1 protein-coding gene is annotated in these 433 nt (G+C 76.0%); it reads right to left on the bottom strand.

Going from position 1 to position 433, the window contains the following annotated elements; genetic code table 11:
- A partial coding sequence (locus tag I6F37_RS40680) for a hypothetical protein (protein WP_225154473.1) occupies nucleotides 1–433 on the bottom strand: 433 nt, incomplete at both ends.

Here is a 433-nt window from a genome sequence, read left to right as displayed (position 1 = left end):
ATCCACCGCTCGGCCTCACCGTCCGGCAGCTGCAGGTCCGGCCGGAGCAGGTCTGACGCTTCGTCGAGGTCCCCCGCGAACACGGCGGCCAGGCCCGCGAGCACCATCGCCTCGCCCTCGACGGTCGGTTCGCCGCCCCGGCGCGCCAGCGGCAGGGCGACGGCGGCCTCCCGCCTCATGCCGGCGACGTCTCCGACGACGAGCATCAGTCCCATGCGGGCGACCGCGGCGCGTACGACAGCGGCGTCCGAGCCGGCGCCGTGGAGGCGGTCGAGCCACCCCAGGCCCTCGCGCGCGTACCCGCGCAGGCCGAGGTGCAGCCACAGGGACATGGTGAGCTCGGCGGCGTCGGCTTGGCGGTCGAGCTCGAGCAGGCGGAGGAAGGCCGAGCGCAGGTTGGCGTGGTCGGCCTCGAGGCGGTCGAGGACGGGGC

The sequence above is a fragment of the Bradyrhizobium sp. NBAIM08 genome (genome assembly GCF_020193935.1).
Lineage (GTDB): Bacteria > Pseudomonadota > Alphaproteobacteria > Rhizobiales > Xanthobacteraceae > Bradyrhizobium > Bradyrhizobium yuanmingense.
The sequence above is the reverse complement of the archived record's forward strand: the minus strand, read 5'-3'. Positions and strand labels throughout refer to the sequence as shown.